This is a genomic window from Kitasatospora sp. NPDC056783 (assembly GCF_042789895.1).
GTDB lineage: Bacteria > Actinomycetota > Actinomycetes > Streptomycetales > Streptomycetaceae > Kitasatospora.
On record NZ_JBHUAF010000469.1, the window covers coordinates 1 to 5,801 of the forward strand.

The window sequence follows — 5,801 nt, forward strand, 5'->3', positions numbered from 1 at the left end:
GGACCGGAGCATGGGCCCGCCCCGGAGGGCGGGCCCATGCCCGGCGGCCGCGCACAGCCGAAGACCGACAAGAGTGAGGCGACCCGGGCACTGATCCTGGAGACGGCCATGCGGCTGTTCCAGGAGCGCGGCTACGAGAAGACCACCATGCGCGCCATCGCCACCGAGGCGGGCGTCTCGGTGGGCAACGCGTACTACTACTTCTCGGCCAAGGAATTCCTGATCCAGGGGTTCTACGACCGGATGACCTACGACCACGCGGCCGACGCCAGGCACCGCATGGCCGGTACGCGGGACTTCGCCGAGCGGCTGCAGATCGCACTCACCTCGTGGCTGGACACGGCCGCGCCGTACCACGAGTTCTCCGCGCAGTTCTTCCGCACCGCCGCCGACCCGACCAGCTCGCTCAGCCCGTTCTCCGACGAGTCCCACCCGGCCCGGGCCACGGCGGTCGAACTGTTCCGCGAGGTGCTCCAGGGCTCCGAACTGGCGCCCAAGCTGGACGCCGAACTGGTCGAGCTGCTGCCCGACGTGCTCTGGCTGTACCTGATGGTCGTCGTCCTGTACTGGGTCTTCGACCGCACCGAGGACACCGAGCGGACCCGGGAATTCGTCCGCCGCTCCACCCCGATGACCGCCCGGGTGATCAACCTGTCCCGGTACCGGGTCTTCCGCCCGATCGTCCGCGACGCCAAGGACCTGATCCAGGACTTCATCCTGCCCACCATCGGCAAGACCGCCGTCAAGTAGGGGCCACAACCGACAGAGCACGTGCGACGGCCGGGCGCTCCCGACATCGGGAGCACCCGGCCTGAACCGCTCGGCGGTTCGACCCCGCCGGCGGGCATCAGCTGCGGAGTGGCACCGGGTTCTCCGGGGAGTCGAGCCACGCGGTGTGGCCGCCAGGCCCGACCGTGAGGCCGAACCTGTCGAAGTCGGGGCGGCCCTGGTCGTCCCACCAGCGCCAGGCGGTCTCCACCTCGTCCCAGAGTCGCCGGGGGCCGGACTGCCGGACCTCGAAGCGGGACTCCCCGGGCACGGAGTCGACCGTCGCCCAGGACGTGACGGCCGTGTCGAACAGCCACCACGTCCAGCCCTCGCCGAACCCGTTGCGCCGGTAGTACACATCCGGCAGGGCGAGGGCGCAGGCGAACTGCGCCGGCCAATCGTCCCCGATGGCCGCCTCGGGGTCGAGCTTCGTCCAGGACTGCTCGGAGTCGCCCGGCCACTCGCCCGACAGGTAGTCCTCCACCGGCTCGCCCTCGTAACGCTGCTGACGCATCATCATGAACGCGGACGACCGGGTGAACCGGCCGCTCGCCGCCCCCTCGCCATCCACGGTGAGCCGCACGATCGCGCCGCCACCGAACAGGGGCGAGACGGGGCTGACGATCACCCCGCCCGGCCTGGTCTGGGCGATCCAGGCGGCCGGGATGTCCCGCAGCGACACCGTGGAGATGATCCGGTCGTACGGCGCACCCACGCCCCACCCGAGCGAGCCGTCCCCGCACACCACCTCGGGCGCGTAGCCGGCGCCGCGAAGCGCCGTGCGGGCCTGGGCGGCGACCCGGGCGTCGACTTCGACGGTGGACACCATCGCGGCGCCCAGCCGGTGAGCCAGCAGTGCGGCGTTGTAGCCGGTGCCCGTCCCGATTTCGAGTGTCCGGTGCCCGGGTTCCGCGCCGAGGTCGGACAGCATCTCGGCCACTATGGTCGGCATGGACGCCGACGACGTGGGCGCGGTGTGCTCGGCGTTCTCGGTGCCGTCGTCCCACTGCGTGATGATCGGCAGATCACTGTAGGCAAGCCGCATCCACCGTTCGGGCTCCTCGGATCGGCTGCACTCGGGGTCTTCGTCTGCCTCGTCCGTCCAGATGGTGTCCGGGAGGAACGCGTGTCGCGGCACGCTGTTGAAGGCCGGGGCCCATTCGGCGGGCAGGGAACCGGCGTCGGCGAGTGCCGTCGCCAGTGCGGCCCGCTGCTCCTCGGGGGTCACGGCTTCTTGTGCTTCGGTTCCGGGGTGGGCGTCCGACTGTCCGACGACGGCTTCGGGCCGATCGACGACCCGCCCGGCTTGGCGTGGCTGCCACCCCGGCCGTCGTTCGGACCGCCCTTGTTCTCGTCTCCCATGTCAGTTTCCTCTCTCTCGGATCGGCCTGTAGAGCCGGCCGAAGGCGGCCGGTCATGCCTTTCGGTAGTCGCGCCAGGTGCGGGCGGCGGCGACCATCCGGGCCGTCCACGGGTCGGGGTCGTCCCCGCCGATCTCGTCCCACATGGTGGCGTTGGCGACGGCGAACGCCTCGATCCCGCCGACAGGGGCCGCCTGCCACGTCGGAACACGGGAGGCCCACTCCTCAGCCGAGGTGGGATCGTGCCCGAAGGCGATCAGCCAGATCACCCAGTACGCGGCATCCAGCCATGGGGCGCCCTGGGTGGCCCAGGCCCAGTCGACGAGTTGGGCGCCCTGGCCGGTCACGAGAACGTTGGTGTGGTGCCAGTCGGTGTGGAGCAGCGCGTGCCCGGCGAACTGGTCGAGGTCCTCCGGCCGTGCGGCGTAGCGGGCCAAGCGCTGCTCGGCGCGCCGCAGTTCGATCGGCGGACAGGGGATCTCCGCGAGGCGTCGCAGCACGGCGACGACCTTCGGCAGATCGGGGGAACGGGGCCGGTAGTCGGCGTGGTGCCCGTCGACCGCTTCGAAGATCAGCAGGTCCCAGCCGCCGGATTCGACCCGGGCGACCAGCGCCGGCGCGATCCCCCGCACATACGGGTTCACCTCCGCCTCGCGGGCCTGAGTCCACACCCGTGGGTGGTCTGCCCGGAGGCCCTTGACGTAGTACGTGCCGGTCGGTGATGTGAGGCGGGCGGCGACCGAGCTGTTGAAGCCCTCGGCCTCCGACTCCGTGCTCAGGACCGGACCGGTGTGCTCTTCAACCGCCCTGCGCACCACAACAGGCAGGTCTGCGTAGGGGATTCGGGATGTGGTCACAGTCGTCCGTTCATCTCGCATGGGAGGCCCCGGGCAGGCCCCAGGTTGAAACGCCGGGAGCCGACCCGGGGACACGTCACGCCAGTACCGGGCTACCGGTACGGGTTGTCGTCGTTGCACCCGGGCAGCGCGTCGGCACCGAACGCCTCGGCGTCGTCGATGAACGACAGCTCGTCGCTCTCCTCGGTGCGGGTGGCGGTCAACTCGACCATGACAGCGGTCATGCTGCACTCTCCTTCTGTCCGTGTTGGCAGTAATTCCTGAGTGGTGCCTTCGCTTCCTGGTAGCGCTTGGCCAGCGGCCGGCAAACCGAGCAGTTCCCGGAGAGCCGGCAGCCGGAGCAGCCACCGGTGCGAAGCATGAGGCCATCGGCGATCACGCCGAGGCGAGCGAGCCCTTGGACTCCTTCGGACAACAGGTCAACCTGTTCGTCACGGGCGACCTTGCAGATCGAGGCCCGGCCGTGCGGGTCCACGTGCAGGAAGGTGTGGCCCGCGTTGCAGCCCTCGAACCTGCCGAGCGGCTTGAGGTGCGCCGGGGACTGGGACTTGAGCGTTTCGCCCCCGCCATGGATGGTCGGCGACATGTGGGTGTACTCGATGTAGGGCACCCCGAGGTCGTCCGCCATGCCGCGCATGCGGTCCTGCTCGTGGGCGGTCTGCGCGGTGATGATCAGTGACAGCCGCAGCGGCATCCCGGCAGCGACCGCAGCAGCCAGGCCGGCCATGGTCCGCTTGAACGCCCCCCGGTTGTGCGTGAAGCCGTCGTACGTCTCTTCCGTGGCGCCGTACAGGGAGACAGCGACCCGGTACGGCCTGACGGACGCCAGCACGTCCAGGATCTCGGGTCGCGCGAGTCGCGACCCGTTCGTCTGCACCTCGATCATCATCCCGAGGTCGTGGGCAAGCCGGGCAGCACCGGCGAAATGGGGGTCGATCAGGGGTTCACCCCCGGTCATCTGGAGCCAGAGGACCCCCGCGTCTCGCAATGTCCGCAGCATGCTGTGCTTCCCCGCTTCGTCCAAGCCGGCGAACGGCCGATCGCCAAGGAAGCAGTGATCACAGTTGAAGTTGCACCCGAGGTTGAGTTCCCAGCTCCCCCGGCTGTGTCCGAACAGCGAGGGCCGCCTGATCAGCACGGCCTCGCTGACCGGTCGCACCGGCAAGCCGGTCCCCCATCGGGCCTTGGCCGCGTCCAGGAGCCACGGAGGACAGGCCTCGTCACGGGCGTCGGCGAGTTCCAGTTCACGGAACCGCCGTTCCGGCAACTTGATCGCCTCCAGGCGACCAGGCCGCAGTACGACATGGGAGCCCAGGAACGGGGCCGCGATCAGGTCGTGTGCCATGTCATGCCTCCTTCTCTGCGTGCAGGTCTTGGCAGTCGGTGGTGCCCGGCCCGGGGCGGATTCCTGATCACCCCCGGGCCGGGGGCTAATTGGGCCGGTTCGGCGGGCGGTTGGCGGCCCGGGGCCGGCGATGGGGTATCGCGAGTACCTCGTTGACCAGGCCGTACAGATCCGCTGCGCGCCGCGCGTGGCGCATCGCTTCGTCGACCTGTGCCAGGACCGCCTCGCGGGCGGCTTCGGCGAGCACCTGGTCCGCCTGCCGTTCGTCGTCGCGCACCCGCTTCGCCCAGGCGACCGCCTGGCGCCGGTCCGGGCTGAACCACAGGACCGGGGGCGCGAACTGCACGTACGCGCCCCAGATCCACGACCACGTCACCCGGGGCTCACGCATCAGGCTGTGAGCCGCCCGGCCCAGGAAGGCGAGCCGGTCGCGCAGGTTCACACCGCGCCGAGGGGCGCCGGCGGCTCGGGGAGCGGCTTCACCTCCGGAGGCAACGAGGGGTGGTGCACGAACTCCAACTCGTGCGCGCCTTCGACGGGTTCGATGTTCCACGGCATGGTGGAGAACTCGACGCCGCCACCCGGCGGACGGAGGTAGGCCTCCTTGTTGCAGGTGCCGGTGAAGACGCCCGTCCTGCCGGTGGCGGTGTCCTTGACCAGTTCGCCGACCTTGGGGATGTACACGCGCTTGTGGGGGGGCTTCCTCATGCTCACGCCGTCGGCTCCTTTCCGTAGTCGATCGGTTACAAGGATCGACTACGGGCCGCTACGATCGGAAGGATTTGAAATCGCTAGTTCGCCTGACCTCAAAGAGGTAACGACCTTGGCGCGTCGCACACTTGATCCAACATCGTCTCCGCTGGCGGCGCTGGCGGTTCAAATCAGCAGGTCACGCCAGGCTATGGGTCTGACACAGATCGAGCTGGGCAAGCTGGTCGGGTACTCCAACGCTTACATCTCGAACGTGGAGGGGGCGAAACAGCCCCCGTCTTTGAGATTCGTAGAGCTCGTGGACGAGGCCCTGGAGGCCGGTGGCTCGATCTTGCTCCTGTACTGGTCCTGGAAAGGTGGGTCGCTCATCCCCGGGTTCCCCGAGTACGCCACCAAGGAGCGAGAGGCAATCGGAATACGGTTCTTCGCCACGGGCTTGGTGCCAGGTGTGCTGCAACACCCTGACTACTCCGCCGCCTACGAAGCAGCCATCGTGCGGAGGGGCGACGCCACTCGTGACCAGGCCGACGAACGTCTAAGGCTTCTAGATGAATGAGTCCGATTGATGGGCTGGCCGCGACCATGACGAAGGGTGCCCGTTGGTTGGTTTGTGAAGACGAACCTGGACACCCTTCTGACGGCACTCTATGTGTTCATCGACGATCATGTGGCCCCTCGTCACCGGATCGGGCGACCTCCGAGGCTTTCGGACGCGGAACTGCTGTGCCTGGCCGTGGCGCAGGTGCTGCTCGGCTTTCC

9 protein-coding genes and 1 pseudogene are annotated in these 5,801 nt (G+C 68.9%); 3 read left to right on the forward strand and 7 right to left on the reverse strand.

Annotation, left to right across the window (positions count from 1 at the left end; all coding sequences use genetic code 11):
* Positions 1-36 precede the first annotated feature (36 nt).
* On the forward strand, positions 37-750 hold the full coding sequence (locus tag ACFRMQ_RS37010; protein WP_380735251.1) for a TetR family transcriptional regulator: 714 nt from the start codon (positions 37-39) through the stop codon (positions 748-750).
* Between the two features lie 97 nt (positions 751-847).
* Here ACFRMQ_RS37010 and ACFRMQ_RS37015 read toward each other — a convergent pair whose 3' ends face one another.
* The 7 genes from ACFRMQ_RS37015 to ACFRMQ_RS37045 all read right to left on the reverse strand — a co-directional run bounded on the left by ACFRMQ_RS37015 (position 848) and on the right by ACFRMQ_RS37045 (position 5,039).
* A complete protein-coding gene (locus tag ACFRMQ_RS37015; protein WP_380735241.1) occupies positions 848-1,996 on the reverse strand; it encodes a protein-L-isoaspartate(D-aspartate) O-methyltransferase in 1,149 nt (382 codons plus the stop codon).
* The gene (locus ACFRMQ_RS37020; RefSeq protein ID WP_380704984.1) at positions 1,993-2,130 is read right to left on the reverse strand and encodes a hypothetical protein; all 138 of its coding nucleotides are present in this window, start codon (positions 2,128-2,130) and stop codon (positions 1,993-1,995) included. Before ACFRMQ_RS37020 ends, ACFRMQ_RS37015 begins: the two co-directional genes overlap by 4 nt.
* A 52-nt stretch (positions 2,131-2,182) precedes the next feature.
* Entirely contained in the window at positions 2,183-2,986 is an 804-nt protein-coding gene (locus ACFRMQ_RS37025) for a phosphotransferase family protein (protein ID WP_380735242.1), read from the reverse strand.
* A gap of 92 nt (positions 2,987-3,078) precedes the next feature.
* Positions 3,079-3,210: a hypothetical protein gene (locus ACFRMQ_RS37030; RefSeq protein ID WP_380735243.1), complete on the reverse strand. Its 132-nt coding sequence runs from the start codon at positions 3,208-3,210 to the stop codon at positions 3,079-3,081.
* The gene (locus ACFRMQ_RS37035; RefSeq protein WP_380735244.1) at positions 3,207-4,331 is read right to left on the reverse strand and encodes a radical SAM protein; all 1,125 of its coding nucleotides are present in this window, start codon (positions 4,329-4,331) and stop codon (positions 3,207-3,209) included. The genes ACFRMQ_RS37030 and ACFRMQ_RS37035 overlap by 4 nt, the downstream gene beginning before the upstream one ends.
* 85 nt (positions 4,332-4,416) lie before the next feature.
* Positions 4,417-4,773 carry a hypothetical protein gene (locus ACFRMQ_RS37040; protein ID WP_380735246.1) on the reverse strand — a complete coding sequence of 119 codons (357 nt, stop codon included), beginning with the start codon at positions 4,771-4,773 and terminating at the stop codon, positions 4,417-4,419.
* Complete coding sequence (locus ACFRMQ_RS37045) at positions 4,770-5,039, reverse strand: hypothetical protein (protein WP_380735247.1); 270 nt, start codon at positions 5,037-5,039, stop codon at positions 4,770-4,772. Before ACFRMQ_RS37045 ends, ACFRMQ_RS37040 begins: the two co-directional genes overlap by 4 nt.
* Between ACFRMQ_RS37045 and ACFRMQ_RS37050 the strand changes: the two genes are divergently transcribed.
* Complete coding sequence (locus tag ACFRMQ_RS37050; RefSeq protein ID WP_380735249.1) at positions 5,038-5,598, forward strand: Scr1 family TA system antitoxin-like transcriptional regulator; 561 nt, start codon at positions 5,038-5,040, stop codon at positions 5,596-5,598. The genes ACFRMQ_RS37045 and ACFRMQ_RS37050 overlap by 2 nt on opposite strands.
* 54 nt (positions 5,599-5,652) lie before the next feature.
* Positions 5,653-5,801 (forward strand): annotated as a pseudogene (locus tag ACFRMQ_RS37055) (IS982 family transposase); the annotation flags it as partial.

What these genes read in the sequence shown, in the direction of transcription:
- ACFRMQ_RS37050 (WP_380735249.1), top strand. Translation starts at nt 5,038, where the DNA reads ATGCTCACGCCGTCGGCTCCTTTCCGTAGTCGATCGGTTACAAGGATC.
- ACFRMQ_RS37030 (WP_380735243.1), bottom strand. Translation starts at nt 3,210, where the DNA reads ATGACCGCTGTCATGGTCGAGTTGACCGCCACCCGCACCGAGGAGAGC.
- ACFRMQ_RS37035 (WP_380735244.1), bottom strand. Translation starts at nt 4,331, where the DNA reads ATGGCACACGACCTGATCGCGGCCCCGTTCCTGGGCTCCCATGTCGTA.
- ACFRMQ_RS37045 (WP_380735247.1), bottom strand. Translation starts at nt 5,039, where the DNA reads ATGAGGAAGCCCCCCCACAAGCGCGTGTACATCCCCAAGGTCGGCGAA.
- ACFRMQ_RS37020 (WP_380704984.1), bottom strand. Translation starts at nt 2,130, where the DNA reads ATGGGAGACGAGAACAAGGGCGGTCCGAACGACGGCCGGGGTGGCAGC.
- ACFRMQ_RS37010 (WP_380735251.1), top strand. Translation starts at nt 37, where the DNA reads ATGCCCGGCGGCCGCGCACAGCCGAAGACCGACAAGAGTGAGGCGACC.